Annotated in this window: 32 protein-coding genes; 10 read left to right on the top strand and 22 right to left on the bottom strand. The window is 71.4% G+C overall.

Going from position 1 to position 26207, the window contains the following annotated elements:
• Nucleotides 1-23 precede the first annotated feature (23 nt).
• Nucleotides 24-662 (bottom strand): class I SAM-dependent methyltransferase, encoded by a 639-nt coding sequence (locus FHP06_RS15210; RefSeq protein ID WP_147687664.1) that lies wholly within the window; start codon nucleotides 660-662, stop codon nucleotides 24-26.
• 49 nt (nucleotides 663-711) lie between these two features.
• On the opposite strand from FHP06_RS15210, the gene FHP06_RS15215 reads away from it, so the two are divergent.
• The 3 genes from FHP06_RS15215 to FHP06_RS15225 are packed head-to-tail and all read left to right on the top strand — an operon-like array spanning nucleotide 712 to nucleotide 2734.
• A complete protein-coding gene (locus FHP06_RS15215; protein ID WP_147687665.1) occupies nucleotides 712-1428 on the top strand; it encodes an ABC transporter ATP-binding protein in 717 nt (238 codons plus the stop codon).
• Nucleotides 1425-2153 carry an ABC transporter permease gene (locus tag FHP06_RS15220; protein WP_147687666.1) on the top strand — a complete coding sequence of 243 codons (729 nt, stop codon included), beginning with the start codon at nucleotides 1425-1427 and terminating at the stop codon, nucleotides 2151-2153. The genes FHP06_RS15215 and FHP06_RS15220 overlap by 4 nt, the downstream gene beginning before the upstream one ends.
• Entirely contained in the window at nucleotides 2150-2734 is a 585-nt protein-coding gene (locus tag FHP06_RS15225) for a TetR/AcrR family transcriptional regulator (RefSeq protein WP_147687667.1), read from the top strand. Before FHP06_RS15220 ends, FHP06_RS15225 begins: the two co-directional genes overlap by 4 nt.
• Here FHP06_RS15225 and FHP06_RS15230 read toward each other — a convergent pair.
• On the bottom strand, nucleotides 2716-3390 hold the full coding sequence (locus FHP06_RS15230; RefSeq protein WP_147687668.1) for a DUF4386 family protein: 675 nt from the start codon (nucleotides 3388-3390) through the stop codon (nucleotides 2716-2718). The genes FHP06_RS15225 and FHP06_RS15230 overlap by 19 nt on opposite strands.
• A 168-nt stretch (nucleotides 3391-3558) precedes the next feature.
• Here FHP06_RS15230 and FHP06_RS15235 point away from each other — a divergent pair, with 168 nt between their 5' ends.
• The gene (locus FHP06_RS15235) at nucleotides 3559-4707 is read left to right on the top strand and encodes a sensor histidine kinase (RefSeq protein ID WP_147687669.1); all 1149 of its coding nucleotides are present in this window, start codon (nucleotides 3559-3561) and stop codon (nucleotides 4705-4707) included.
• Nucleotides 4704-5354 (top strand): response regulator, encoded by a 651-nt coding sequence (locus tag FHP06_RS15240; protein ID WP_147687670.1) that lies wholly within the window; start codon nucleotides 4704-4706, stop codon nucleotides 5352-5354. Before FHP06_RS15235 ends, FHP06_RS15240 begins: the two co-directional genes overlap by 4 nt.
• On the opposite strand, the gene FHP06_RS15245 is transcribed toward FHP06_RS15240, so the two are convergent.
• Nucleotides 5321-6181, bottom strand: coding sequence for a DUF72 domain-containing protein (locus FHP06_RS15245; RefSeq protein WP_147687671.1), 861 nt, complete (start codon nucleotides 6179-6181; stop codon nucleotides 5321-5323). The genes FHP06_RS15240 and FHP06_RS15245 overlap by 34 nt on opposite strands.
• Nucleotide 6182: 1 nt before the next feature.
• On the bottom strand, nucleotides 6183-6806 hold the full coding sequence (locus FHP06_RS15250) for a hypothetical protein (protein ID WP_147687672.1): 624 nt from the start codon (nucleotides 6804-6806) through the stop codon (nucleotides 6183-6185).
• Nucleotides 6807-6925: 119 nt separating this feature from the next.
• Here FHP06_RS15250 and FHP06_RS15255 point away from each other — a divergent pair, with 119 nt between their 5' ends.
• Both FHP06_RS15255 and FHP06_RS15260 read left to right on the top strand, forming a co-directional pair.
• Nucleotides 6926-7753, top strand: coding sequence for an EamA family transporter (locus tag FHP06_RS15255; RefSeq protein WP_147687673.1), 828 nt, complete (start codon nucleotides 6926-6928; stop codon nucleotides 7751-7753).
• A 40-nt stretch (nucleotides 7754-7793) separates the two neighbouring features.
• Entirely contained in the window at nucleotides 7794-8417 is a 624-nt protein-coding gene (locus FHP06_RS15260) for a DUF4396 domain-containing protein (protein WP_230973542.1), read from the top strand.
• A 162-nt stretch (nucleotides 8418-8579) separates the two neighbouring features.
• On the opposite strand, the gene FHP06_RS15265 is transcribed toward FHP06_RS15260, so the two are convergent.
• The 12 genes from FHP06_RS15265 to FHP06_RS15320 all read right to left on the bottom strand — a co-directional run bounded on the left by FHP06_RS15265 (nucleotide 8580) and on the right by FHP06_RS15320 (nucleotide 17623).
• Nucleotides 8580-9308, bottom strand: a complete 729-nt coding sequence (locus FHP06_RS15265) for a dienelactone hydrolase family protein (protein WP_147687674.1) — start codon at nucleotides 9306-9308, stop codon at nucleotides 8580-8582.
• 152 nt (nucleotides 9309-9460) lie between these two features.
• Nucleotides 9461-10315 (bottom strand): Fpg/Nei family DNA glycosylase, encoded by an 855-nt coding sequence (locus tag FHP06_RS15270; RefSeq protein WP_456236640.1) that lies wholly within the window; start codon nucleotides 10313-10315, stop codon nucleotides 9461-9463.
• A gap of 18 nt (nucleotides 10316-10333) precedes the next feature.
• On the bottom strand, nucleotides 10334-11434 hold the full coding sequence (locus FHP06_RS15275) for an alpha/beta hydrolase (protein ID WP_147687676.1): 1101 nt from the start codon (nucleotides 11432-11434) through the stop codon (nucleotides 10334-10336).
• Nucleotides 11435-11452: 18 nt separating this feature from the next.
• A complete protein-coding gene (locus FHP06_RS15280) occupies nucleotides 11453-12673 on the bottom strand; it encodes an Nramp family divalent metal transporter (protein ID WP_147687677.1) in 1221 nt (406 codons plus the stop codon).
• Between the two features lie 25 nt (nucleotides 12674-12698).
• On the bottom strand, nucleotides 12699-13937 hold the full coding sequence (locus FHP06_RS15285; RefSeq protein WP_187271968.1) for a DEAD/DEAH box helicase: 1239 nt from the start codon (nucleotides 13935-13937) through the stop codon (nucleotides 12699-12701).
• Between the two features lie 176 nt (nucleotides 13938-14113).
• Nucleotides 14114-14425, bottom strand: coding sequence for a GNAT family N-acetyltransferase (locus tag FHP06_RS15290; RefSeq protein WP_147687679.1), 312 nt, complete (start codon nucleotides 14423-14425; stop codon nucleotides 14114-14116).
• Nucleotides 14426-14440: 15 nt separating this feature from the next.
• On the bottom strand, nucleotides 14441-15115 hold the full coding sequence (gene purQ, locus FHP06_RS15295) for a phosphoribosylformylglycinamidine synthase subunit PurQ (RefSeq protein WP_147687680.1): 675 nt from the start codon (nucleotides 15113-15115) through the stop codon (nucleotides 14441-14443).
• Complete coding sequence (gene purS / locus FHP06_RS15300; RefSeq protein WP_147687681.1) at nucleotides 15112-15354, bottom strand: phosphoribosylformylglycinamidine synthase subunit PurS; 243 nt, start codon at nucleotides 15352-15354, stop codon at nucleotides 15112-15114. Before purS ends, purQ begins: the two co-directional genes overlap by 4 nt.
• Nucleotides 15355-15363: 9 nt before the next feature.
• Nucleotides 15364-15756, bottom strand: a complete 393-nt coding sequence (locus tag FHP06_RS15305) for a hypothetical protein (RefSeq protein ID WP_147687682.1) — start codon at nucleotides 15754-15756, stop codon at nucleotides 15364-15366.
• Entirely contained in the window at nucleotides 15749-15940 is a 192-nt protein-coding gene (locus FHP06_RS15310) for a helix-turn-helix transcriptional regulator (RefSeq protein ID WP_147687683.1), read from the bottom strand. The genes FHP06_RS15305 and FHP06_RS15310 overlap by 8 nt, the downstream gene beginning before the upstream one ends.
• 49 nt (nucleotides 15941-15989) lie before the next feature.
• Nucleotides 15990-16808 carry a DUF1206 domain-containing protein gene (locus tag FHP06_RS15315; protein ID WP_147687685.1) on the bottom strand — a complete coding sequence of 273 codons (819 nt, stop codon included), beginning with the start codon at nucleotides 16806-16808 and terminating at the stop codon, nucleotides 15990-15992.
• 26 nt (nucleotides 16809-16834) lie between these two features.
• The gene (locus FHP06_RS15320) at nucleotides 16835-17623 is read right to left on the bottom strand and encodes a metalloregulator ArsR/SmtB family transcription factor (RefSeq protein ID WP_147687687.1); all 789 of its coding nucleotides are present in this window, start codon (nucleotides 17621-17623) and stop codon (nucleotides 16835-16837) included.
• Between the two features lie 81 nt (nucleotides 17624-17704).
• Here FHP06_RS15320 and FHP06_RS15325 point away from each other — a divergent pair, with 81 nt between their 5' ends.
• Nucleotides 17705-18175 (top strand): SRPBCC family protein, encoded by a 471-nt coding sequence (locus FHP06_RS15325; protein WP_147687689.1) that lies wholly within the window; start codon nucleotides 17705-17707, stop codon nucleotides 18173-18175.
• Nucleotides 18176-18178: 3 nt separating this feature from the next.
• Here the strand turns inward: FHP06_RS15325 and FHP06_RS15330 are convergent, their stop codons facing one another.
• The 3 genes from FHP06_RS15330 to purB all read right to left on the bottom strand — a co-directional run bounded on the left by FHP06_RS15330 (nucleotide 18179) and on the right by purB (nucleotide 22223).
• Nucleotides 18179-19735 carry a long-chain-fatty-acid--CoA ligase gene (locus FHP06_RS15330; protein ID WP_147687691.1) on the bottom strand — a complete coding sequence of 519 codons (1557 nt, stop codon included), beginning with the start codon at nucleotides 19733-19735 and terminating at the stop codon, nucleotides 18179-18181.
• Between the two features lie 34 nt (nucleotides 19736-19769).
• On the bottom strand, nucleotides 19770-20633 hold the full coding sequence (locus FHP06_RS15335; RefSeq protein WP_147687693.1) for a phosphoribosylaminoimidazolesuccinocarboxamide synthase: 864 nt from the start codon (nucleotides 20631-20633) through the stop codon (nucleotides 19770-19772).
• A gap of 171 nt (nucleotides 20634-20804) precedes the next feature.
• Nucleotides 20805-22223 carry an adenylosuccinate lyase gene (gene purB, locus FHP06_RS15340; protein WP_147687695.1) on the bottom strand — a complete coding sequence of 473 codons (1419 nt, stop codon included), beginning with the start codon at nucleotides 22221-22223 and terminating at the stop codon, nucleotides 20805-20807.
• Nucleotides 22224-22263: 40 nt separating this feature from the next.
• On the opposite strand from purB, the gene FHP06_RS15345 reads away from it, so the two are divergent.
• A complete protein-coding gene (locus FHP06_RS15345) occupies nucleotides 22264-23091 on the top strand; it encodes a class I SAM-dependent methyltransferase (protein WP_147687697.1) in 828 nt (275 codons plus the stop codon).
• On the opposite strand, the gene purD is transcribed toward FHP06_RS15345, so the two are convergent.
• Nucleotides 23088-24341 carry a phosphoribosylamine--glycine ligase gene (gene purD, locus FHP06_RS15350; protein ID WP_147687699.1) on the bottom strand — a complete coding sequence of 418 codons (1254 nt, stop codon included), beginning with the start codon at nucleotides 24339-24341 and terminating at the stop codon, nucleotides 23088-23090. The two genes, FHP06_RS15345 and purD, sit on opposite strands and share 4 nt — an antisense overlap.
• 20 nt (nucleotides 24342-24361) lie before the next feature.
• Nucleotides 24362-24625 carry a hypothetical protein gene (locus FHP06_RS15355; RefSeq protein ID WP_147687701.1) on the bottom strand — a complete coding sequence of 88 codons (264 nt, stop codon included), beginning with the start codon at nucleotides 24623-24625 and terminating at the stop codon, nucleotides 24362-24364.
• Nucleotides 24626-24722: 97 nt separating this feature from the next.
• Between FHP06_RS15355 and FHP06_RS16280 the strand changes: the two genes are divergently transcribed.
• Nucleotides 24723-24848: a hypothetical protein gene (locus tag FHP06_RS16280; protein WP_269140146.1), complete on the top strand. Its 126-nt coding sequence runs from the start codon at nucleotides 24723-24725 to the stop codon at nucleotides 24846-24848.
• Between the two features lie 55 nt (nucleotides 24849-24903).
• Here the strand turns inward: FHP06_RS16280 and FHP06_RS15360 are convergent, their stop codons facing one another.
• Nucleotides 24904-26091, bottom strand: coding sequence for an Ig-like domain-containing protein (locus tag FHP06_RS15360; protein ID WP_147687703.1), 1188 nt, complete (start codon nucleotides 26089-26091; stop codon nucleotides 24904-24906).
• Nucleotides 26092-26207 lie beyond the last annotated feature (116 nt).

The following is a 26207-nucleotide window of genomic DNA, read 5'->3' on the forward strand; positions in this document are numbered from 1 at the left end:
CCGTGAAGTGGGCACGCGGTCGACTACGGCTTCACGGCGACGAGGCGCTCGACCATGCCGGCGAAGCCGTGGCGCTCCTGCTCGACGACGTCGAAGTCCTGGCGGTGGACCTCACGCGACGGGCGGCGGGTCATCCGGTCGCCGTCGAACCGCACCGTGAGCTGCTCGATGACCTTCTGCATCCCGTAGACCAGCCGGGAGGTGCTCGCGACGTGGTCGACGAGCACGAGCCGACCGCCGGGGCGCAGCACGCGGCGCATCTCGGCGATCGCGAGCGCCGGGTCCGGGATGTTGCAGAGCGAGTAGGTGCACACGACGACGTCGAAGCTGGCGTCGTCGAACGGCAGGTCCTGCGCGTCGCCGGTCCGGAGGTCGACGTCGTGGCCGGACAGCGAGATCCGGCGGCGAGCCAGCTCGAGCATCTCCGGGCTCAGGTCGATGCCCGTCACCCGGGAGTCGAGCGGGTACTCGGGCAGGTTCAGCCCGGTGCCGACGGCCACCTCGAGCACGTCGCCGTAGGCCTGGCCGCACGCCCAGGCGCGGTGCTGCTGGCCGCCGAACATCTTCCGCTCGAACCAGCCGATCTGCCGGTCGTAGGCCGCCGCCTGCTTGGCCCAGGCACGGCGGCGCTTGTCGTTCTGCGCCTCGAGATCACCTGTCATCCGCTCACGGTACTTGACCGTGCCGGGCGGCCGTGCCTATATTCAACACATGATGAATTTAGCCATCGAGGTACAGGGCCTCCGGGTCGTGCGAGGCGGCAATCCCGTCATCCCCGGCCTGGACGTCCAGATCCCCCGCGGCTCGGTGACCGGCCTGCTCGGTCCCAGCGGCTGCGGCAAGACCACCCTCATCCGCAGCATCGCGGGCGTGCAGGTGGTCAAGGCCGGCACGGTGACCGTGCTCGGCGAGCCCGCCGGGTCCCCGACGAACCGGGGCCGGGTCGGCTACGTGACGCAGGCCAGCTCGGTCTACTCCGACCTCACGGTCCGCCAGAACCTCGACTACTTCGCCGCCATCTACGGCGCCGCCCAGTCGTCGGTCGAGCGCGTGCTCGAGGAGGTCGGGCTCGCCGACCGGGGCGACTCGCTCACCGGCCAGCTGTCCGGCGGCCAGCGCACCCGCGTCTCCCTCGCCGCGGCGCTGCTGACCGACCCGGAGGTCTACCTGCTCGACGAGCCCACCGTCGGCCTCGACCCCGTGCTCCGTCGGGACCTCTGGCAGCTGTTCAACCGGCTCGCCGACGAGGGCCGCACGTTGCTCGTCTCGAGCCACGTCATGGACGAGGCCGAGCGGTGCCACCAGGTGCTGCTCATGCGCGACGGCGGGCTGATCGCCCACGGCAGCCCCGACGAGCTCCGCGCCCAGACGGGGGCGGACGACTTCGAGCAGGCGTTCCTGACGCTCGCGGAGAGGAGCGCAGCATGACGCGCACCCTGGCCACCGCCCGCCGCGTGCTGCAGCAGCTGTCGCACGACCGCCGCAGCGTCGCCCTCATCGTGCTGATGCCGTCGGTCCTGCTGCTGGTGTTCCGGTACGTCTACGACTCAGCCCCCGTGGTCTTCGACCGCGTCGGCCCGCAGATGCTCGGCCTCTTCCCGCTGATCATCATGTTCCTGATCACCTCGGTGACGATGGTCCGCGAGCGGACGTCGGGAACGCTGGAGCGACTGCTGACCACGCCGCTGCAGCGCGGCGAGTTCATCGGCGGGTACGCGCTCGCGTTCGGCGTCGCCGCCCTGGTGCAGTCCCTGGTCAGCTCGGCCGTCGCCATCTGGTGGCTGGGCCTCGACGTGGAGATCCCGTGGGCGATCGTGCTCTTCGCGATCCTCGACGCCGTGCTGGGCACCGCGCTCGGCCTGCTGATGTCGGCGTTCGCCGCCACGGAGTTCCAGGCCGTGCAGTTCATGCCGCTGGTGGTCGTGCCGCAGATCCTGCTGTGCGGGCTGCTCCAGCCGCGCGACATGATGCCTCGTGTGCTCGAGGTGATCTCCGACGTCCTCCCGCTGAGCTATGCGACCGACGCCTTCTCCGAGCTCGCCACCGCGGACGGGTTCAACGCGACGATGACCCGCGATCTCGGGCTGCTGCTCGGATTCGTCGTGGCGTCCATCGCGCTGGCGTCGCTGACCCTGCGGCGGCGCACGGCATGACAACCCGCAGAAGAGGGCGTCCGGCGGCGGGATCGTCGCCGGACACCCGCGCGGCGATCCTGGCTGCTGCCCGCAGCCAGTTCGCCGCGCGCGGGTTCAACGGAGCGTCCATGCGCTCGATCGCGAAGGAGGCCGGCGTCGACGCCAGCCTGATCAGTCACTACTTCGGCGACAAGGCCCAGCTGCTCGTCGCCACGATGCAGCTGCCGATCAACCCGCTGGAGAAGGTCCAGGGCGTGCTGGCCGGCGAGCTCGACGGCATGGGCGAACGGCTGATCGCGACGTTCCTCGGCGCCTGGGACCCGCACCGCGAGGTGTTCAGCACGATGGTCCGCTCCACCCTCGGCGGTCCCGACCCGCACGCCACGCCGGTCTTCCAGCTCGCCCAGAACGTCGTCGTCGCTGGGGTCCGCGACCGGATCCCCGGCACGGACGCCCACGTCCGCGCCACGATGGTCGCGTCGCAGATCGTGGGACTGGCCGTGATGCGCTACGTCCTCGAGCTCGAGCCGATCGCGTCGGCCGAGCCCGAGGACGTCGCGCGCCTCTACGGGGCAGCGGTTCAGACGCTGCTCGGCTGACGCAGCCGCGGCGCCGACCAGGCGTCCCGAGGCGTGCGGTGGATCTCCCGCGCGATCGCGCCGAAGGCGAGCACCACGAGGACGGCCGACAGGTACGACGCGCTGTCGCTGAGGCCCGTGCCGACGAACTCGACCACGATGAACAGCCAGACGACGACCGGCATCCAGCGCGGGACCACGCGCGTGCGGAACAGCGCGATCGACAGCAGCAGCATGCCGAGCACCGTGCCGACGAGACCGAGCATCGCGAAGAGCATGATCGGCGTCGACTCGATCCGGTCGACGAGCGTGGCGTACTGCGCCCGGTCGTCTGGATGCGAGGCCATCACGACGTAGGTGAGCGAGATGCCTCCGAAGACGGCGTGCCCGAACGTCCCCACGATGCCGAGCGACCCGCCGAGGTTGGACAGCGCGGGAGACCGCTCGCGCAGGAGGTGGGCGATTCCGAGCACGCCGGCCACCAGCGGCAGCTGGGCGGCGACGAACAAGGCCGCCGACGTGGCTGCCGCAGCGCCGCCGTCGTCGATGGCCGTGAGCCGTGCCGCGGCCCCGGACGGGAAGGCCGGCGCGAGCATCACCGAGACGGCCGAGAGCACGGCGTTGAGCAGAAGTCCGAGCGCGGCCACGTCGCGGCGGAACAGGGCGGTGTCCTTCATGGGGTTCTCCATCGTCGGGTCCCGGCTCGTCCGGGACTCGCCATCAGCCAACGCAGCGCCGGAGTAGCCCGTCATCGGCGCCGCGTGCCGACCCGATGACCCGAAGTTGACTCGACGATCAACTCCAGGACGACCCGCGGAGGGGGTCGCCGAACCTACATTGGGTTGGTGCTGCAACGACTGGATCGCGCCCGCGTCGCCGACTGGACGCTCGCGGCCGTCGTGACGGTGATCGGCGTGGCGGAGATCTGGATCCCGTTCGACTCGCGCGCCGGCGACGGATCCGCGACCGCGTCGACGGTCGTCGTGCTGGTGCTCGGCCTGCTGCTCACCCAACGGCGGACGCACCCGCTGGCGGTGCAGGTCCTCCTGGTCGTCACCTTGGTGCTCGGCTTCGCCCTGGGCGACCAGTACATCCTGTTCTTCGGAGGACTCGTCCCCATCGGGATCGCCGTGTTCTCCACCGCCCGTCACGGCACGGGGCGGGACCCGTTCTACGGCGCGCTCGCCACGGCTGTTCTCCTGCTGGGCGTCGACCTGTTCGTCGAGGAGCTGCAGGAGCCGGGCGAGATCGTCTTCCACTGGGGCGTCATGACGATCGTGTGGTCGTTCGGCTTCGCCCTGAGCCTGTACGAGCGCCGGACGCAGGCCTCGACGCAGCGCGCCATCGCGGCCGAGGTGGCCGCGGCCGAGCAGGCCCTGGCCGCCGTCGTCGAGGAACGGACGCGGATCGCCCGCGAGCTGCACGACGTCATCGCGCACGCGGTGAGCACGATGGTGGTGCAGGCGGGAGCGGCCCAGCAGGTGGTGGCCGACGACCCGGCGTTCGTGGCGCGCGCACTCGAGCACATCCGGACGACCGGCACCGGCGCGCTCGACGAGATGCGCCGGGTGGTCACCATGCTGCGCGACCCGACGTCCGACGGACCGTTGTCTCCGCAGCCGGGCCTCGCGCGCGTCCCCGCCCTGCTGGACGACGTCGCGGCCGCCGGGATCGAGACCACGTTGCGGCTGGAGGCGGCTCAGCCACTCCCTGCCGGACTCGACCTTGCGGCATACCGCATCGTGCAGGAGGCGCTGACCAACGTCCGACGTCACGCCCGGGCGACCCGCGTCCAGGTCTGCGTCGACCGGGTCGACGGCGAGGTGCGGATCGAGGTGACCGACGACGGTCGGGGCGCGACGGCTCCGTCGACCGGCGGCCACGGGCTCGTCGGCATGCGCGAGCGTGCCGCGCTCTACGGCGGGACGGTCGAGACGTCCTCCGCGCCGACCGGGTTCACCGTCCGGGCGACCCTCCCCGTGGAGGTCTCATGACGTCGGTCCTCGTCGTCGACGACCAGGAGCTCGTCCGCACCGGGTTCGTGCTGATCCTCGAGCGAGCAGGCATGACGGTCGTCGGCGAGGCGGCGGACGGCGTCGAGGCCGTCGAGCTCGCGGAGCAGACCCGGCCCGACGTCGTCCTGATGGACGTGCGGATGCCCCGACGCGACGGGATCGAGGCCACCCGCCTGGTCCTCGACGTCAGCCCGGAGTCTCGCGTGCTGGCGCTGACGACGTTCGACCTCGACGAGTACGTCTTCGCCGCGGTCCGCGCCGGTGCCAGCGGCTTCCTGCTCAAGGACGTCTCCCCCGCCGACCTCGTGCATGCGGTGGAGGTGGTGGCCCGCGGCGACGCGATGCTCGCGCCCTCCGTGACCGGCCGCCTGCTCGAGCGGTTCTCCGCAGCCCCGCTGCCCGGCGAGCGACCTGACGACCTCCACGACCTCTCCGACCGTGAGGTGGAGGTGCTGCGCGCCGTGGCCCGCGGCCGGTCGAACGACGAGATCGCCGCCGAGCTCTACCTCAGCGAGTCCACGGTCAAGACGTACGTGTCGCGGCTGCTCACCAAGGTCGGCTGCCGCGACCGGGTGCAGCTGGCCGTGCTGGCCTACGAATCCGGGCTCGTCCAGCCCGGCGGCTGAACGAGGTCGGACAGCCGCTCGGCGAGCGCCATCGCGTCGAACGGCGCCCGCACCTTCATGTCGTTGTCGAAGTAGACGAAGACGTCGGCGCCGTCCTCCGCCCAGGTGCGGACCTGGCCGGCCCAGGTGTCGAGCGCCTCGTCGTCGTAGCCGCTGGCGTAGAGCTCGGTGTCGCCGTGCAGGCGGACGTAGACGAAGTCGGACGTGACGTCGCGCAGGAGCGGCCACTTCCCCGCCGTGTCCGCGACGACGAGCCCGACGTCGTGCTCGCGCAGCAGCTCCGGCAACCCGGCGTCGACGAACGTGGGGTGCCGCACCTCCAGGCAGTGGCGCATCGGGCGGCCGTCCTCGGCCTCGGTGAGCGCACGGCCGTCGAGGCGCTCGTCGTGCTGCTTCGCGAGCTCGGCCGCCTCGGTGGTCGTGCGCGGGAGGAGGTCGAAGAACGACGCCAGCCGGCCGGCGTCGAAGCCGAGGGTCGGCGGCAGCTGCCACAGCAGCGGGCCGAGCGCGGGCCCGAGACCGAGGACCCCGGACGCGAAGAAGTTGGCGAGCGGGGTCTCCACGTCCGCGAGCTTCTTCATGTGCGTGATGAACCGGCCGCCCTTCACGGCGAAGCAGAACCCGTCGGGCACCTCCGCCCGCCATGAGCGGTAGCTCTCCGGCCGCTGCAGCGCGTAGAACGAGCCGTTGATCTCGATGCTCGACATCCGCTCGGCGGCGTACCTGAGCTCGTCCTTCTGGCGCAGGCCCTTCGGGTAGAACACCCCGCGCCACGGCGCGTACCGCCAGCCGGAGATCCCGATCCGCACCCGCCCCGACGTGCCCATGTCAGAACGTGCTGGCGACGGTCCCGATCAGCGTGAAGACGAGGACCACCACCGAGATCGGCACCAGCCACAGCGCGGCGACGGTCATCGTCACCGTGGTGCCGATGCGCGGGGGCACGAAGTAGCGCGCCCGGGGCAGGTCGCCGACGCCGTCGATCCAGCGCCCGGTCATGCCGACGCCGTTCCAGAGGCCGCGCAGCCGGGAGAAGATCCGCGCACCGCCGCCACCGCCGATCTGCTCGAGCACGCCGCGGGTCTCGTCGACCTTGCCGCTCAGGCTCACCGCGATGCCCAGCTCGGTGGCCAGCGCCGTGGGCACGGAGGCGGCCTCGAGGGTACGGGCACGCCGCAGACCGAAGGCGCCGGTCACCGCGGCCATCGCCGCGACGACGACCAGGCCGAGGACGCGCGCCGGTCCGTCGGCCGCGAGGACCAGCAGAAGCGTGGCGACCTCGAACGGGATCGGCGCCACCAGGAGCACGAGGGTCGGCAAGCGGAGGACCCGGACCGCGAGCGCGATGACCTGGGCGGCGCGGTCGGCGACCTCCACCGTCCGGCCGTCGACGCGCGACGTCATGCCGTCGACCGTGCGGTTCGCACGGGCACCCCAGGACGGTCGGCTCATCGCGGCGCCGCCGTAGAGAAGAGCAGAGAATACGGCAGCGCCTCGATGAGGTGCCGCCTGTTCGCTCGCTGGCGCTCGCTCATGCGTCAACTGTAGGCAGCCCGCACTAGGGTTTCCTGGTGGCGATCGTCCTGGCTCTGCTCTCCGCGGTCGCGTACGGCGTGTCCGACTTCCTCGGCGGCATCTTCTCCAAGACCGCCAGCTCGTGGCAGGTCGCCGTCGTCGGGCAGAGCTCGTCCACGATCACCAACGCGACGGCCGGGCTGGTCGTCGGCGGGTCGCCCACCGGATCGGACTGGGCGTGGGGTGCACTCGCCGGGATCGGCGGCGGGTGCGGCGTGGTGTTCCTCTACCGCGGTCTCGCCGGCGCCCGCATGGGCGTGGTGGCTCCGCTGTCGGCCGTCGGGTGCGCCCTCGTGCCGGTGGCCGTCGGCCTGGTCACCGGCGACCGCCCCTCGATGCTGGCCGTCATCGGCATCGTCTGCGCGTTCCCGGCGATGTACCTGATCTCGATGGTGGTCGACGAGGACCCGACCCACCGCGGTGGCGTGGTCGACGGCATCCTGGCCGGCCTCGGCTTCGGCGCGCTGTTCGCCTGCCTCGGCCAGATGCACGACGACGCCGGGCTGATGCCGCTGGCGCTCGCCCAGGGAACGTCGGTGTTTGCGGTGATCGGCACGGCCATGGTCTTCCGCCAGGCCTGGGTCCCGCGCACCCGCGCGCCGTACCGCGCCGTGGTGATGGGGCCGCTCGGTGCCACGGCGCTGGGCGCGTTCACCTACGCGACGCACCACGGCCTGCTGTCCGTCGTCTCGGTGATCGCGGCGCTGTACCCGGCCGGCACCGTCGTGCTCGCCACCGTCGTGCTGCGGGAGAAGATCCAGCCCTGGCAGGGCGTCGGGCTGGGGCTCGCGGCCGCCGCGGTGAGCCTGGTCGCCATCGGCTGACCCTTGCGCTCGCATACCCCCCGGGGGTATGGTCCATCGCATGACCGAGCACCACGAGCACCACTCCCACGACCAGGGACACGACCACGACCACGCCATGGGTGGCCTCAACGCGATGGCGGCCTCCGCCACCCTGCACTGCCTCACCGGCTGTGCGATCGGCGAGATCCTCGGCCTCGTCATCGGCACTGCGGCCGGCTTCAGCAACGCCTGGACCATCGTCATCTCGGTCGCCCTGGCGTTCTTCTTCGGCTACACGCTGTCGACGTTCCCGCTGCTGCGGGCCGGCCTGGCGCTCGGCACCGCGCTCACCGTCGTGCTCGCCGCCGACACCCTGTCGATCGCGACGATGGAGGTCGTCGACAACCTCGTCGTGGCCGTCATCCCGGGCGCGATGGACGCGGGCCTGGTGAACGACACGTTCTGGCTCAGCATGATGCTCGCCCTCGCCACCGCGTTCGTCGCCGCGTTCCCGGTGAACCGCTACCTGCTCCAGCGCGGCAAGGGCCACGCCCTCACGCACGAGTACCACCACGGCGCCGCCGAGGTCACCGGTGCGCGACGGTTCATCCCGTCCTTCTCGACCGGCACCCTCGTCTCGACGCTGGTGGCGTTCATGGCCGGCGGGCTGCTCGTCTCGATCGCCGAGCAGGCGAACCTCTAGGCAGTGTCTGGTGAACCGGCGCAGTCGATCCGGGCGTCATCCGCGCCCGGCTGACGAGGCCGAGGTCCGAAGCCATACCGGGTGTTGTCTCGCGAGGGCCGAGAACGATGTCAGCCGGGATGCGGGGGCGTCCGGGCGGCGCGAGGGTTTGCCAGACGCTGCCTAGCGAAGCTTGTCGCCGAAGAACTCCAGGACGCGGTCGACGCCCTCCTGCTGCCGGTGCTCGGTCAACGTCGAGTGCCCGCGACCGGGGAAGTCGACCCGGATGAAGGCGTCGCCGATCTCCCGGGTGAGCGTCTCGAAGCGCGTCCCGGTGGCCACGTCCTTCTCGTAGCGGAGACCGAGGACGGCACAGCCGCCGGCGGCGCGCTCCTTGACGACCGCGAGGTCCTCGGGCGAGAGGTTGAGGTCCGCCGCTCGCTTCCTCCCGACCGGGAACGGCAGCGACGGCTGGGCCAGCACGGGTGCCGCCACCGACGTGTCGACCATCATCGCGAGCGCGAACCCGCCGGTGAAGCACATGCCCAGTGCTCCGACGCCCGGCCCGCCGAGCTCCTCGTGCAGCGACCGCGCCAGGCTGCGCAGCCAGCCCGCGATCGGCGACGTCCTCCCGGTGGCCATGGTCGTGAACTCCCGGCTGACGCACACCTTCGGGAACGTCGACAGCATCGACTTCGGCCCCACCGGCGCCTCCGGCGTGCCGAACAGGTGCGGCAGCACCACGGTGAAGCCGGCCGCCACGACCTCCTCGGCGAACCCGATCACGCTCGGGGTGAGACCGGGGATCTCGTGGATGATGACCACGCCGGGGCCCGAGCCCTTGCGGTACGTCGGGTACGTGGTCCCGTCGGCGGTGTGCTCCCCGCGCGTCCAGCTGTCCAGCAACGTCATGCGCCGAGCATGGCAGACCCCGCCCCCTCGCTGGTCGAGTAGCCGCGAGGGACGAGCGGCGTATCGAGACCACGTCCCGCCCAGGTGGTGGTCTCGATACACGCCCAGCTCGCTGGCGCTCGCGGGCGCACTCGACCACCGGGAGAAGCGAGCTACTTCAGGAACTTGCTGGTGCTGCGGTCCTTGAGCGGCTTGCCGCCGGTCTGGCAGGTGGCGCAGTACTGGAGCGACGAGTCGGCGAACACCACCTCGCGCACCGTGTCGCCGCAGACCGGGCACGCCTCGCCGGTGCGGCCGTGGACTCGCATCCGCCCGCGCTTGCTGTCCTTGAGCTCCGACGCAGGCTTGCCGTGCGCCTCCGCGAGCGCCTCACGGAGCACGGTGTCGATCGCCGCGGACAGCCGCTCGACCTCCTCGGCGTCGAGATCGGCGGCGATGGCGAACGGCGACATCTTGGCGGCGTGCAGGATCTCGTCGCTGTACGCGTTGCCGATGCCCGCGACGACCTTCTGGTCGCGCAGCAGCCGCTTGACCTGCATCCGCCGGCCCTCCAGCAGCGGGGCGAGCTCGAAGCCCTCCGCGAGCGGGTCGGGACCGAGCGCCGCGACGCCCGGGACGTCCTGCGGGTCACGGACGGCATAGACGGCGAGGCCCTTGCGGGTGCCGGCCTCGGTGAGGTCGAACCCGACGTGCGGGCCGTCGCCCGCGTCGAGGCGGACGCGCATGGCGAGCGGGCCGTTGCCCAGCTTCAGCCGCTTGTCGCTGAGGTGGTCGGCCCAGCGCAGCCAGCCGGCCTTGGCCAGGTGGATGACGAGGTGGAGGCCGTCGACCTCGAGGTCGACGAACTTGCCGTGCCGCTGGACGTCGGTGACCTGCAGTCCCGAGTACGCCGTGACCGGCGGGTCGAACGTCTTCAGCACCGAGATGGAGGCCAGCTCGATCTCTGCGACGACGGCGCCGACCGCGCGCTCGCGCAGGAACGCGACGAGCGCGTCGACCTCCGGCATCTCGGGCACCCTCGAAATCTACCCGTCGTGTCGGACGTAGAACGCCTCCATGCCGGGCCAGGTGGTGCCCGCGGCGGCGCGGCCGGTGAGCACTCCGAGGTGGCCGCCCGGCGCCTCGAGCAGGTGCGCGTCGGCCGAGCCCGGGACGAGGTCGAGCAGGTGGGTGACCGCCGGGAGCGGCGCCAGGGTGTCGTTCAGCCCGGCGACGACCAGCACCGGCTGCTCGATGTCGGACAGCGCGACGGCGCGACCGCCGAGCTGCATGGTGCCGGTCGCGAACTCGTTGGTGCGCATCACCACGTGGTACAGCTGCCCGAACGTCCGGCCTGGGTAGGCGTACATGTTGTCCATGAACCGGTCGACGGCCTCGAGCTGGGCCAGGAAGTCGCGGTCGTCGGCGCGCATCAGCATCGAGATCGGCTTGGTCAGGTACTTGTCGATCGCGGAGAGCTGGAAGCCCAGCCGGGTCAGCGGCGCAGGAATGCCGCCGGCCAGCTTGTAGGTGGTGCTGACGACGCGGACGCCGGCGCGGTTGATCGGCCGGGCGATCGCGAGGATCGGCACGGCGTGCAGGTCGAACGGGCTGGCGATCGCGGTGGCCGTGGCGATCGGCAGGTCCTCGTGCGCCGCGGTGGTGAGCATCGTGAAGATGCCGCCGAGGCTCCACCCGGCCGCATGAACAGGCTCTGCTCCATCAGCCGCCCGCGGCCCGGCACCCCCGCCGGCCGCTTCGTCGGCCGTGCGCTGCACCGCCCACGGCAGGACCTCGTCGACCCAGTGCTCGATGCCCAGCCCGCGGTGGCCGAAGCTCACCGGCCCGTAGTCCACGAGGTAGACCGGCCGGCCCTGGTTGACGAAGTACTCGACGACGCTGCACCCGCGGCGCAGGTCGAACGCCAGCGCCGGTGCCGCCAGCGGCGGGATCAGCAGCAGCGGCTTGCCGTGCTGCTCGACGCCCGGGACGGGGTCGTAGCGGTACAGGTCCGCGTGGCCGGACTGGTCCACCCGCGTCCGCGGCGTCTGCCGCAGGTCCGCGATCGGCCGGCCGCGCACCTTGTCGCGCAGGTTCTCGACCGACGCCCCGAGGTCACGAGGGACGCGGAGCTGGGGAAGGGCCACGGGGCCGAGTCTCGCAGATCAGCCGGTGAGCGTGAGACCGAGGAGGGCGAGGTTCAGGCTGATCACGACCGCGGCGACGCCCCAGGCCGCGACCGTCAGGCCGCGCGGGTTCACGTGCTCGCCCATCACCTCGCGGTCGGCGGTCAGCAGCACCAGGGGCACCAGCGCGAACGGGATGCCGATCGACAGCACGACCTGCGAGATGACCAGTGCGTTGCTCGGCTCGGCGCCGAGGGCGAGCACGATGATCGCCGGGATCACCGTGACGAGCCGGCGCACGATCATCGCCAGCCGGATGCCGAGCAGGCCCTGCATGACCTCGGCGCCGGCCGCGCTGCCCACCGACGTCGAGGCCAGGCCCGATCCGAGCAGGGCCACCGCGAACAGCAGGGCGACGCCGGCGCCGAGCTCGGAGGTGATGACGTCGTGCACGCCGGTGAGCGTGTCGGTGCCGGGCAGCCCCTGCAGTCCCGCAGCCGCGACGACGAGCAGCGAGAGGTTCATCAGGCCGGCGAGGAGCAGGGCCGACGCGACGTCGACCCGCGTGACCCGCAGCAGCTCGGCGACCGAGAGGCCGTCGCCACGGTTCCCGAGCCGGTCGACGGTCAGGCTGGAGTGCAGGTAGATGACGTGCGGCATGACCGTCGCGCCGATGATGCCGGAGGCGAGCAGGACGCTGTCGCTGCCCGCGAACGTCGGGAGCAGTCCCTCGGCGAGCGGGGCGGCCTCCGGTGGGTTCACGAACAGGCCGGCGAGGAACCCGACCGCGATCAGCACGAGGAAGCCCATGATGACCCGCTCGAGCGTGCTCTGGCCGCGGACGTCGCCGATGCGCAGGATCACGATCGACGTGGCCGCCGTGATGAGCGCACCGACGATCAGCGGCAGGTCGAACAGCAGGTTCAGGGCGATCGCGCCGCCGACGACCTCGGCCATGTCGGTCGCGACCGCCACCACCTCCGCCTGCGCCCAGAACGCCAGCCGGGGCGCTCGGGACAGGCGGTCACCTACGTGGGTCGAGAGCGACCGTCCGGTGACCATGCCGAGCTTCGCCGACAGGTACTGCACGAGCACGGCCATGACGTTGGCCAGCACCACGACCCAGACGAGGGTGTAGCCGAACTTCGCCCCGGCCGTCACGTTCGTGGCGACGTTGCCGGGGTCGACGTAGGCGACGGCGGCCACGAAGGCCGGTCCGAGCAGCGCGAGGCTGCGGACCACCGGCGCCTTGCTGAGCATGGTCAGGAAGGCTACCGATCAGTGGTCAGCGAGCGTGCTGCGGTCGGCGCCTGCGGTTCCGGTTCCGGTTGCGGTTCCGGTTCTGCGACTGCCCCTGACCCTGGACCTGCTTCTGGGGGCGCGCGGTGCGCTGCGGAGCCACCGGTGCGGTCTCGCCGCTGGTGGCGAGCGCCTCGACGGTCAGCGGCCGCGGCGCACGACGGGCGTCGTGGCGGCGAGCCGAGACGCCGGCCTTGCGCTGCATCGTCACGACGTCGTGGAGGCCGGCCGGCGTCGTCATCGTGATGACGGCTCCGGACTCCCCCGCGCGGGCCGTGCGGCCGGAACGGTGCACGAACGCCTTGTGCTCGGCCGGGGCGTCGTAGTGCACGACCAGCCCGATGCCGTCGATGTGGATGCCGCGCGCAGCGACGTCGGTGGCCACGATGACCGAGGCGGCACCGCTGCGGAAGCGCTTGAGGTTCCGCTCGCGCTGGCCCTGCGAGAGGTCGCCGTGCAGGTCCACGGCGACGACGTCGCCCTGGGTGAGCTGACGGGCGAGGCGCTGCGCGCCGCGGCGCGTCCGGGTGAAGACGATCGAGCGCGGGTTCGCGGTGACGAGCTCACGGGCGATCGAGACGCGCTCGGTGTGCTCCGCGATCAGCAGGTGGTGCTCCATCGCGTCGGGCCGCTCGTCGGCCGAGTCGACCTCGTGCAACCGGTGGCGCGGAAGGTGACGGCGCACCAGCTTGTCGACCTGGCCGTCGAGCGTGGCCGACAGCAGCAGGCGCTGGCCGTCCTGCGGGGTGGACGCCAGCAGGGCGTCGACCGGCTTGAAGAAGCCGAGGTCGCACAGGTGGTCGGCCTCGTCGAGGACGGTGATCTCGACGGCATCGAGGCGGCAGGCCCGTCGCTCGATCAGGTCGTTGAGGCGACCCGGGGTGGCGATGACGACGTCGACACCGGACCGCAGTCGGTTGATCTGCTTGTTGATGGGGGCGCCGCCGTAGACGGTCGCCAGCTTCAGGCCGAGCGACGCGGCGATCGGGTCGAGCGCGTCGGCCACCTGGAGGGCGAGCTCGCGGGTCGGCAGCAGGATCAGGGCCCGGGGCGCGGTCGGACGACTCGTGCCGCCGGCGAGACGCGCGAGCACGGGCAGGCCGAACGCGAGCGTCTTGCCCGAGCCGGTGCGGGCCCGGCCCAGCACGTGGTAGCCGGCGAGCGCGTCGGGGACGACGGCCAGCTGCACCGGGGTGGGGGTGGTGATGCCGCGGCGACGCAGCACGTCGACGAGCGGGCGGGGAAGGGACAGGTCGGTAAAGGAGCGTGACGAGGCGTCACGGACAGGATTAGGCACAAGCTCACTGACTGGGAGAGGCCCGGTCAGTCCTGGTGGCGCCGAATGCGCACCCTCGCCGGGCAAGGAAGAACGCCCACTGCGACAGTGAGCGTTTCACGAGTTCACATGCTAACAGGGCCGTCCACGGGACCAGCCACCAGGTCCACGTACTCGGGGTGCTTGCCGAGGAAGTGCTTGATGTACTCGCAGGTCACGTGGATCATCAGCCCGTTCTTCCGGACGTCGTCGAGGGCGCCCGTGACGAGCTTCGACGCCAGACCCTGCCCCTCGTACGCGTCGTCGATGACGGTGTGCGGGAACAGCACGATCCCGTCGTCGCGGGGGTGGGCCTCGGTGAATCCGGCAGTCTTGGCGTCGACGCGGATCTCGTACCGCTCGGCCTCGGGGACGTGGACGACCTCGATGTCACTCATGGGTTCGACGTTAGGTCAGGAGGCCTGAGCGAGCGCGGCGAGGGCCGAGGTGAAGAACCCCAGCCCGTCGGTGCCGGGACCGCAGAGGTCCTCGATCGCGTGCTCGGGGTGCGGCATCAGGCCGACGACGTTGCCCCGCTCGTTGGTGATGCCGGCGATGTCGCGGGCCGACCCGTTCGGGTTGACGTCGACGTACCGGAAGACGATGCGACCCTCCCCCTCGAGCCGGTCGAGCGTCTCGGCGTCGGCGACGAAACCGCCCTCGCCGTTCTTCAGCGGGATGGTGATCTGCTGGCCGGTCTCGTAGTCCGACGTCCACGCGGTGCCGGCGTTCTCGACCCGGAGGACCTGGTCGCGGCAGATGAACGTGCGGTGGTCGTTGCGGATCAGCGCGCCCGGCAGCAGGTGCGACTCGCACAGGATCTGGAAGCCGTTGCAGATGCCGAGCACCGGCATCCCGCCGCGGGCGGCCTCGACGACCTCGGTCATCACCGGCGCGAACCGGGCGATGGCGCCGCAGCGCAGGTAGTCGCCGTAGGAGAAGCCGCCGGGCAGGATCACGGCGTCGACGCCCTGGAGGTCGTGGTCGCCGTGCCAGAGCGCGACCGGCTCTCCGCCGGCGAGGCGGACGGCACGGCGCGCGTCGACGTCGTCGAGCGAGCCGGGGAACGTGACGACCCCGATCCTCACGCGTCGACCCTGACCGTGAAGTCCTCGATGACCGGGTTGGAGAGCAGCGTCTCGGCGATCTGCCGGATCTCGGCGAGCGTGGCGTCGTCGGCCTCGTCGACCTCGAGCTCGAACCGCTTGCCCTGCCGGACGTCGGTGATGCCGTCGAAGCCGAGCCGCGGGAGGGCGCCGTGGACGGCCTTGCCCTGCGGGTCGAGGATCTCGGGCTTGGGCATCACGTCGACGATCACACGGGCCATGCCCGCATCCTATCGGCGCAGCCGCAGCACGATCACGGCCCCGATGTACGCCACGCCGCCGATCGCGCCGAGCTCGGCGTAGGGCGACGTGTCGGCTCCGCGCGCGACCTGGACGACGAACGCGCCGATCACCGCGACGATGAGGATCCAGCCGGCGAACAGCGACGCGTCCTTGTCGATCCCGCGGATCCGCTCGTCCTTGCGGTCCATCAGGCCCTTGACGGTCTCGCTGTAGCGGGCGAGCACCACCCAGGCGCCGGCGACGGCCGTCATCAGGGCCAGGCCGATCACCCCGAACCGCGTGTCGTCACCCACCAGTCCGGCGACGAAGTAGGCGATCCCGATCAGGATCGCGACCCCTGGGACGTACAGCGTGTGCAGCGTGGCCTTGACGTCATGCATCGAAAAACGTCTCCTCGACGGTCGTCTCGAAGTACCGGGCCAGCGCGATCGCCAGGGGGAGCGACGGCAGGTACCGCCCGGTCTCGATGGAGTTGATGGTCTGCCGTGAGACGCCCATCGCCTCGGCCAGCGCGGCCTGCGAGATGTCTGCCTGCGTGCGCAGCGCCCTCACGACGTTCTTCATGATGTCAAGGGTGCTTGACACTCCTCCCGATGTCAAGTCTGCTTGACACTCAGCGGTCGAGGTGCCGCGCGCGAGCGAGGCAGAACCCGCCGTAGCAGGCGAAGCCCGCCGCGATCGCGACGATCAGCACCGGCCCGTAGGGCTGGTCGAGCACCGTGCGCAGGGCGTCGTCGAGCCCGCCGGACTTGTCCGGGTCGTGCGTCCAGGCGGCCCAGACGAACAGGGCACCCACGAGGCCGATGGCACTGCCCTTGGCGACGTAGCCGACCTTCCCGAGGAGCACGTAGGTCCGCCCGGAGTCGCCGGTCTGCCCCTCGGCCTCCAGGTGCTCCCGGAACCTCTCGCTGAGCCCGCGCCACACCAGCCCGACGCCGTAGCCGACGACCGCCACGCCGGCGAGGCCGACGAGCCACACGCCCCAGCCGTGCCCCATCAGCCGGGCCGAGATCGTCTCGGACTTGTCTCCACCCGAGCCTCCCCCGCGCGCCGCGACCGAGACGGCCGCGTAGCCGAGGGCGCCGTAGACGCCGGCCTTGAACACGTCGACCCAGCGGCTCTGCCACGGGTCCGCGCCGTCCTCGTCGTGATGTCCCCAGACCAGCTCGACCAGGCGCCATAGCACCAGCAGCACCATGCCCACGGCGACGAGCCACACGACGACGCGCCCGAACGGCTGGCGGGCGAGCTCGGCCAGCGCGCCCTTGCCGCTGACGGACTCGCCGCGGTCCCCCAGCGCGAGCTGCACCGCGAGCCAGGCGATCAGGAAGTGCACCAGGGCGTACGCCAGCATGCCGACGCGCACGGCGTGGTCGACCCACTCGCTGTCGCGCGCCTGGCGCCCGGCGTCCGACTCCGCGATGTCGTCCATCGCCACAGGCTAGGGACGCCCGCGGGTCACCGCGAGGCGAGCAGAGCCTCGAGGCGGTCGAGGGTCTGGGACCAGCCGACCTCGATGCCGGCGAGCACCGCGTCGGCATCGTCAGCGTGGTCGTCGACGACGAGGACCAGCTCGAGCGCCGTGCCGGATGCCCTCGGCGCCAGGCGCAGGTCGTGCGTCAGCGACACCACGGGGCTGCCGTCCGGGCCGAGCGGGTCAAGCCTGAACGTCAGGCGCCGGCCGGGCTCGACGGCTCGGACCTGGCCAGCGGCGCGGTGCTCGGCGCCGTCGGGCTCGGACAGGACGACGGCGACTGGCCCTCCGACCACGGCGTCCATCGTGCAGTCGGCGACGCGCAGCGGTTCCGGGGCCCACCACGCCTGCATGACCGCCGGGTCGGTCCATGCCCTCCAGACTCGGCCCACGTCGGCGGGGACGGTGCGGCGGAGCCGGACACGACGGCCGCGGGGCTCCCCGCGGGCGGCGCGCTCCTCCACGACGCGGACGGCCCGCTCGTACTGCTCGAGCACGGAGTCCAGCGGGCTGGCCACGGCCAGCGCGGCGAGACGTCCGGCGAGGTCGCGGACCGTCTCACGGCGCAGCGCCACGACCCGGCGCCGGCCCAGCCGGTGCACCGTCACGACGCCGGCCGCCTCGAGGGCCTGGACGTGCTTGGTGGTCTGCGGCTGGCGAGCCTCGAGCAGCTGGGCCAGCTCGCCGACGGTCCGAGGAGCGGCGGCCAGCAGCTCGACGATGCGCATCCTCGTCGGCTCGGCGATCGCCGCGAGGGCGTCCTTCTGCTCCATGGCGGTCAGTATGTCGTGTCTTGACATATTCGTCGAGACGAATATATTGAGATCACCAACGAACCCGCGAGGAGACGAACCATGAACGAGACCACCACGATCGAGCGCACCGTCGCCGCCACCCCGCAGCAGGTCTGGAACCTGTGGACCACCGCCGACGGCATCAGCAGCTGGTGGGCGCCGGAGGGCTTCCGCACCGACGTGCAGGAGATCGACCTCACCGAGGGCGGCGCCCTCGTCTACACGATGACCGCCACGGCTCCCGAGCAGGTCGCCTTCATGGAGCAGCACGGGATGCCTCTCGCCACCGAGTCCCGGAAGACGTTCACCACGATCGACGAGCCCCGGCGCATCGCCTACCGCTCCCTCATCGACTTCGTGCCCGACCACTCGCCGTACGAGCACCTGACCACGGTCGATCTCGAGGAGGTGGACGGCGGGACGCTCGTCCGGATGGAGATGGAGCCGCTCCACGACGAGGTCTGGACGGAGCGCCTCGTCGGAGGCCGGACCATGGAGCTGGAGAACCTCGCGGCTCTCGTCAGCACCTGAGGTTCAGCTGAGCTCGCGCTTGAGGATCTTCCCGGTCGAGGTCATCGGCAGCTCGTCGCGGAACTCCACGACGCGCGGGTACTTGTACGACGCGAACTGCTCCTTGCCCCAGGCGACCAGGTCGTCCTCGGAGACGTCGTCGTGGTCCTTGTTCTTCACCACGACGGCCTTGATCTCCTCGCCGTGCGACTCGTGCGGGACGCCGATGACGGCCACCAGCGAGACCGCGGGGTGCTCCATCAGCACCTCCTCGAGCTCGCGCGGGTACACGTTGTAGCCGCCGCGGATGATCATGTCCTTCGAGCGGTCGACGATGTAGTAGTAGCCGTCCTCGTCCTTGCGCCCGAGGTCGCCGGAGCGGAACCAGCCGTCGCGGATCGCCTCGTCCGTGGCCTCCGGGCGGTCGTGGTAGCCCTTCATGATGTTGTGGCCCTTGATCGCGATCTCGCCGATCGCGTCCGGGTCGTCGGGCACGTCGGACCAGTCGTCGTTGATCAGCTTCATCTCCACGCCCGGGATCGGGACGCCGATGGAGCCGACGCGCGGCTCCTGCCCGTACGGCGAGAAGCTCGCGACCGGCGACGTCTCCGACAGGCCGTACCCCTCGAGGATCGTGACGCCGAACCGCTCCTTGAACTGGCGGTGGATGTCGACCGGGAGCGCCGAGCCACCGGCTGCGGCGACGCGCAGGTTCTTCGCCAGCGTCGCGACGTCGAAGCTCTCGTCGAGCGCGCCGAGCAGGCCCCAGTACATGGTGGGGACGCCGGCGAAGAACGTGACGCTCTCGCGCAGCATGAGGTTCAGCGCCGGCTCGGCCTCGAACCGCGGCAGCATGACGACGGTGCCACCGAACGCGAACGCGCCGTTCTGGATGACCGTCTGGCCGAACGAGTGGAACAGCGGCAGCACGCACAGGTAGGTGTCCGGCCGGTCCTCGTCGGCGCCGAACAGGTCCTTCCCAGCGAGCGCGTTGTCGCGCATGTTGCGGTGCCGCAGCTCGGCACCCTTGGGCTGGCCCGTGGTGCCGGACGTGTAGAGGATGACGGCGACGTCGTCGTCATCGGTGTCGACCGTGTCGAACGTCGGCGGCTGCTCGGCGACCAGCGGCGCGTAGTACTCCGGGGGCTCCAGCGGGGCGGGCGCCTCGGAGTCGAGCTTGATCAGGAAGAACTCCTGACAGGAGTCGGTGGCCTGGAAGCCCTCCCAGGCGGCGTCGCCGATCGGCAGCTCCGCCGAGCCCTCGAACGCGAAGTAGGCCTTCGCGCCGGAGTCGGCCAGGTGGTACGCCACCTCCCGCGGCTTGAGCAGCACGTTCAGCGGCACGACCGTGGCGCCGGCCTTGAGGATGCCGTAGTAGATGATCGTGAAGTAGGGCAGGTTCGGGCAGGAGAGCGCCACCGTGTCGCCCGGCTGCACGCCACGCGACGCCAGCAGGTTGGCCACCTGGTTCGCCGCGCCGTTCACCTGGGCGTACGTGAACCGGCTGTCGCCGAACACGATCGCGGTGCGGTCCGGGTACTTCTCGGCGGAGGTCTCCAGCAGCGAGGCAAGGTTGCCCATGACGTCTCCTCGGGGATGCGACGGGGATCTCACACTAGAACAGCTCGCCGGTGAGCCGCTCGTACGCCTGCACGTAGCGCTCCCGGGTCTTCTCGACGATCTCGGCCGGCAGCTGCGGCGGCTGCTGGTTGGAGGCACGGTCCCAGCCGCTCTCCGGCGAGACCAGCCAGTCGCGGACGAACTGCTTGTCGTACGAGGGCTGCGCGCGGCCGGGCTGCCACGAGTCGGCCGGCCAGAAGCGCGACGAGTCCGGCGTCAGGACCTCGTCGGCGAGGACGATCGTGCCGTCCGGCCGCACGCCGAACTCGAGCTTCGTGTCGGCCAGGATGATGCCGCGCTCCCGGGCGATGCCCTCGGCCCGCTCGTAGACCGCGAGGGTGAGGTCGCGGAGGCGCTCGGCGACGTCGGCGCCGACGGTCTCGACCACCGCCTCGAAGCTGACGTTTTCGTCGTGCTCGCCGATGGCCGCCTTCGTCGCCGGGGTGAAGATCGCCTCGGGCAGGCGCGACCCGTCGACCAGGCCGGGCGGCAGCGGCACGCCGCACACCTCGCCGGTGGCCTCGTAGTCGATGAGTCCGGAGCCGGTGAGGTAGCCACGCGCCACGCACTCGACGGGGTACATCTCCAGCCGTTCGCAGACGAGGGCCCGGCCGCGCACGCGCTCCGGCACCTGGGTGGAGATCACGTGATTGGGCACCAGGTCGGCGAGCCGGTCGAACCACCACAGCGACATCCGGGTGAGGATCTCCCCCTTGTCCGGGATGCCGGGCGTCAGGACGAAGTCGTAGGCCGAGATCCGGTCCGACGCCACCATGAGGAGATCTCCTGACGGCAGCGAGTACAGGTCACGCACCTTGCCCGAGTGGAGGTGCTCGGCGCCGGGGATGTCGAGGGGCACGCGGTCAGCGTAGTGGGCGGTCTCAGCGGGCGAAGTCCGTCCACCACTCGACGTGGTAGAGGTACGTCCCGATGATGACCGCGAGCGCGACGACGAGCCCGATCCACCGGTACGGCGGATCCGGCCGCTTCCCTCGCATGCGCCGATCCTACCCAGGGGTAGGAACGGGACTCAGAGGATCGCGCCCGGCGTATAGGCGGCGGCCCGGGGCTCCGCGGCGACGAGGGCGTCGATGCGCGCCACGACGTCGCGGACCTGCGCGGTGGCGGCACCGGTGAACTCGAGCGGGGCGGCGACCAGCGACTGCAGGTCGGCCTCGGTGAGCCCGAGACGCTCGTCGGCGGCGAGGCGGGCGAACAGGTCGTTCTCGGTGACGCCCTTCTCCCGCATCTCCAGGGCGACGGCCACGGCGTGCTGCTTGATGACCTCGTGCGCGGTCTCGCGCCCCACGCCGGCACGCACGGCGCCCATGAGCACCTTGGTGGTGGCGAGGAACGGCAGGTAGCGGTCGAGCTCGCGCTGGACGACGGCCGGGAAGACCCCGAACTCGTCGAGCACGGTCAGGAAGGTCTCGAAGAGTCCGTCGGCGGCGTAGAACGCGTCGGGCAGCGCGACGCGTCGAACGACGGAGCAGGAGACGTCGCCCTCGTTCCACTGGTCGCCGGCCAGCTCGCCGACCATCGACGCGTAGCCGCGCAGCACCACCGCGAGCCCGTTGACCCGCTCGCACGACCGCGTGTTCATCTTGTGCGGCATCGCCGACGAGCCCACCTGGCCGGGCCGGAAGCCCTCGGTGACCAGCTCGTTGCCGGCCATCAGGCGGATGGTGGTGGCGAGGTTCGAGGGGGCGGCGACGAGCTGGACCAGCGCGGTGACCACGTCGTAGTCGAGCGAGCGGGGGTACACCTGGCCGACGCTCGTCATGGTGGTGGAGAAGCCGAGGTGCGACGCCACGCGGCGCTCGAGCTCGGCGAGACGGTCGGGGTCTCCGCCCAGCAGGTCGAGCTGGTCCTGGGCCGTGCCCACCGGGCCCTTGATGCCGCGCAGCGGGTAGCGGTCGGTGAGGTCGTCGAGCCGGGCGACGGCGACGAACAGCTCGTCGGCGATGGTGGCGAAGCGCTTGCCGAGCGTGGTGGCCTGGGCGGCGACGTTGTGGCTGCGGCCGGCCATCACGAGCTCGGCGTGCTCGGTGGCGAGCCGGCCGAGGCGGGCGAGCGTGGCGACGGCCCGCTCGCGCAGGACCTCCAGCGACGCCCGCACCTGGAGCTGCTCGACGTTCTCGGTGAGGTCGCGCGACGTCATGCCCTTGTGGATGTGCTCGGTGCCCGCGAGCGCGCAGAACTCCTCGATGCGCGCCTTCACGTCGTGGCGGGTGACCGCCTCGCGCGCGGCGATGGACTCGAGGTCGACCTGGTCGACGACGGCCTCGTACGCCTCGATGACGCCGTCGGGGGTCTCGACGCCGAGGTCGCGCTGCGCCTTGAGCACGGCGATCCAGAGATGCCGCTCGAGCACGATCTTGTGCTCGGGCGACCAGACGCGGGCGATCTCCGGCGACGCGTACCGCGAGGCCAGGACGTTGGGAGTCACGGCACCAGTGTCCCACTCCCCTGGGCACTACCGTTCGGGCATGGAGGACTACCGCGACATCAACCGGGTGCACTGGGACGAGCGCGCGCCCGCACACGCCGGGTCGCCCGACTACGCGATCGAGCGGCTGGTGGCCGAGCCGGACCGGATCAGCGACGTCGTCGCGTTCGACCGGCCTGCTCTCGGCGACGTCGGCGGGCTCCGCGCCGTGCACCTGCAGTGCCACATCGGCACGGACACCGTGTCGCTCGCCCGGCTCGGCGCACAGGTCTCGGGCCTGGACTTCTCCCCCGCCTCGCTCGCCGAGGCTCGCGCGCTCGCCGGGCGGCTCGGCCTGGACGTCGACTTCCACGAGGCCGACGTCTACGACGCCGTGGAGATCCTCGGCGCCCACGCGTTCGACCTCGTCTACACCGGCATCGGCGCGATCGGGTGGCTGCCGAGCATCGACCGCTGGGCACAGACCGTCGCGGGCCTGCTGCGGCTCGGTGGCCGGCTGTTCATGCGCGAAGGTCATCCGTCGCTGTTCACCATCGACGACGTCCGCGACGACGGCCTGCTCGTGGTCCGCCACCCGTACTTCGAGTCCGAGGAGCCGCAGGTCTGGGACGAGCCCGGCACCTACGTCCAGACGGACGTCGAGCTGCGCCACACCCTCACCCACGAGTGGAACCACGGTATCGGCGAGATCCTGACGGCCCTGCTCGACCACGGCCTGCGGATCACGTCGTTCGTCGAGCACGACAGCGTGCCGTGGGAGGCGCTGCCCGGCGCCATGACGGTCGACGACCGCGGCGAGTGGTCGCTCACCGAGGGCCGCGACCGCCTGCCGCTCAGCTACACCGTGCAGGCGGTGCGGACCGGCTAGACCTCGCCCCGCGAGGCCGCCAGCGCGATGTCGGTGCGGTGGTGCGCCCCGTCGATGTGGATGTAGTCGAGCGCCGCGTACGCGCGCTCGCGGGCCTCGGCCAGGTCGTCGCCCACCGCGGTGACGGACAGGACGCGGCCACCGGCGGTGACCAGACGACCCTCGGCGTCGAAGGCCGTCCCGGCGTGGATGACGTCGACGCCGTCGACCGCGTCGGCCACCTCGGTGCCGTCGATGACGTCGCCGGTCCGAGGCGGGCCGGGGTAGTTCTCGGCGGCCACGACGACGGTGACGGCGGAGCCGGACTTCCACGCCGGCAGGCCGACCTCCGCGAGGGTCCCGGTGGAGGCCGCGTGCAGCAGCGTCGACAGCGGGGTGTCGAGGAGCGCGAGCAGGGCCTGCGTCTCGGGGTCGCCGAACCGCGCGTTGAACTCGACCACCCGCACGCCGCGGGAGGTCAGGGCCAACCCGGCGTAGAGGAGGCCGCGGAAGGGCGTGCCGCGGCGGGTCATCTCGTCGACCGTCGGCACGAGGACGCGCCGGGTGACGTCGGTGACCAGGTCCTTCGGCGCCCAGGGCAGCGGCGTGTACGCGCCCATGCCGCCGGTGTTCGGTCCCTCGTCGCCGTCGCGCGCCCGCTTGAAGTCCTGCGCGGGCTGCAGCGGGAGCACGGTGACGCCGTCGGTGATGGCGAACAGCGACACCTCCGGACCGTCGAGGTACTCCTCGATCACGACGCGGCCGCAGCTCGCCGCGTGATCGACGGCCTCCTGGCGGTCGTCGGTCACCACGACGCCCTTGCCGGCCGCGAGCGCGTCGTCCTTCACGACGTACGGCGGGCCGAACGCGTCGAGGGCGTCGGCCACCTCCTCGGGCGTCTCGCACACGCGAGCCAGGGCGGTGGGCACCTCCGCGGAGGCCATGACCTCCTTCGCGAACGCCTTGGACCCCTCCAGCCGCGCGGCCTCGCGGCTCGGCCCGAAGCAGGCGATGCCGACCGCGCGCACGGCGTCGGCGACTCCCTCGACGAGGGGCGCCTCCGGCCCGACGACCACGAGGTCGACGCCCAGCGAGTCGGCCAGCGCGGCGACGGCGTGACCGTCGAGCGGGTCGACGTCGTGGCGGGTGGCGATCGCTGCCATCCCCGGGTTTCCGGGCGCGACGTGCACCTCGGTGACGTGCGGGTCGCGGGACAGCGAGAGGGCCAGCGCGTGCTCTCGGCCGCCGGTGCCGATGACGAGGGTCTTCACGGCCGCGAGCCTATCCAGGCTCAAGCCTCGAGGTCGCGCAGCACCGACTCGGGGAACTCGTACCGGCCGCGCGTCGTCTCCAGCGCGAGCATCGTGAAGAAGACCGCGCCGCACGCGCCTAGGACGACGGCCAGCGCCAGGATCGAGGTCGTCACGAGCCAGCCCGGTGCGCCGAGCAGCAGGAGAAGCGGAACACCGACGATCAGCAGGGTCGGCGCCGCGAAGGACAGCCAGCCGTCGAGCCGCATCACGGCCGAGAGTCGTCGCTCACGCGTCGTCGCCATGCCCCAGCATGTCCGTTCCTGGGCGGCCGGCGCATCGTGCCACGGTCGGATCTTCGCGACTCTTCCTTCTGTCGGTGCGCTGCGGTGTGATCGGCTCATGACCACACGACTCAACCCGTACCTCAGCTTCCGCGGCCAGGCGCCGTGGGGCGACAGCTTCGGGATGTGCGTCGACCGCTTCGGCGTGCCGTGGATGGTGAACATCGCCGGCAGCCCGGCCTAGGGCATAGGTCGGCCCCGCGAGCCCGAGCTCACGGGGCCGACCAGTCTTGATGCGACTACCGGACGACGATGGTCGTCGACCCGGAGGCCGGGCCGGCCGTCGCCGAGCCGGCGAACGACACGTCGTACGTGTGGTCGCCGGCCGCGATGCCGCTGCCGATCCGGATGCGGAACGAGTGGCCGCGCAGCGTGTACGTCGCGACGGTCTCACCGCCCTCGCTGATGGTCAGCACGCCGCCGCGGGGGTTGCCCTTGGAGTCGACGCGACCGGACACGTAGGCCACACCACGGGCGTAGGTGTTGCGCCCGCTCAGCGTCATGCTCGAGGCCGCCTTCTCCACCGTCACCGTCACGGTGCTGGTGGTCGACTCGCCCTGGTCGTCCCTCGCCGTGTAGGTGAAGGTGGCATCACCGGCGAAGCCGTAGCTCGGCCGGAACGAGACGACGTTGGAGCCGCGAGCGAGTCGTGCGTACCCGTGGTCGGCCCGGGTGATCGAGTACGTCACCGCGCCGCCGTCAGGGTCGATGGCGTCGAGGTTGATCAGCACCGGGGTGCGGTACGCCGTGCTCACCGAGATCGGCGGGGCGATCGGCGCGCCGGTGCCCACGAAGGTGTAGGTGTCGGCGCCGAGCGTCATCGACGTGATCGTCGTGTCGGCGAGCACGCCCGAGCCGACGGACCAGCCGTAGGCCATGACGTGGGCGTTCGGGAACGCGTCGCGCCACTGGTCGAGGGTGCCGTTGTTGTCCGAGCCGAAGCCGCCGCCGTGCGACGGTGCCCCGTCCTTCACGAACTGCTTCGAGCCGTTGGACAGCCACCAGTTGTCGCCGTAGAGGATCGCGCCGCTGGCGTACGTGGGCTCGCCGACGAGTATGCCGTCGGCCGTGCCGTTGCCGTCGAAGTCGGTGACGAGCTGCTTGCCGGGCAGCAGCGTGGTGCCGGGACCGTTGCGTACCGACGTCATGCCGGGCTCGCCGACGTCGGCGAGGTCCTGGTCGACGGCGAAGTAGCCGGCCGCCTTGTCGGTGGTCGTGGCGCCCTCGGTCCAGACGTGGACGCCGTCGGGGACGAAGTCGTTGTGACCCGTGGCGCGGGTCTCGGACGTGTCGAGCTGGCCGGGGGTGATGACGTGGTCAGCCGCGCTCGCCGGCGTGGCGGCGAGGACGGCACCGGCGAACGCGATCGCGCCGGCGGTGCCGATGGAGAGGAGCCGGCGGCTCCTCAGGGGGGAGGGATGGGACATGCGCTGAGACCTTTCGTTGACGCGCGGGACTATTTCATACGACAACGAAGTTGTGACCTGTGTCACCGAATGCGCGAATTGGTTGAGAAATGGTTCTTTCGGGCTAGGGATTCCCT

Origin of the sequence: Aeromicrobium terrae (assembly GCF_008039565.1) — a bacterium.
In the GTDB taxonomy this organism is placed as follows: Bacteria; Actinomycetota; Actinomycetes; order Propionibacteriales; family Nocardioidaceae; genus Aeromicrobium; species Aeromicrobium terrae.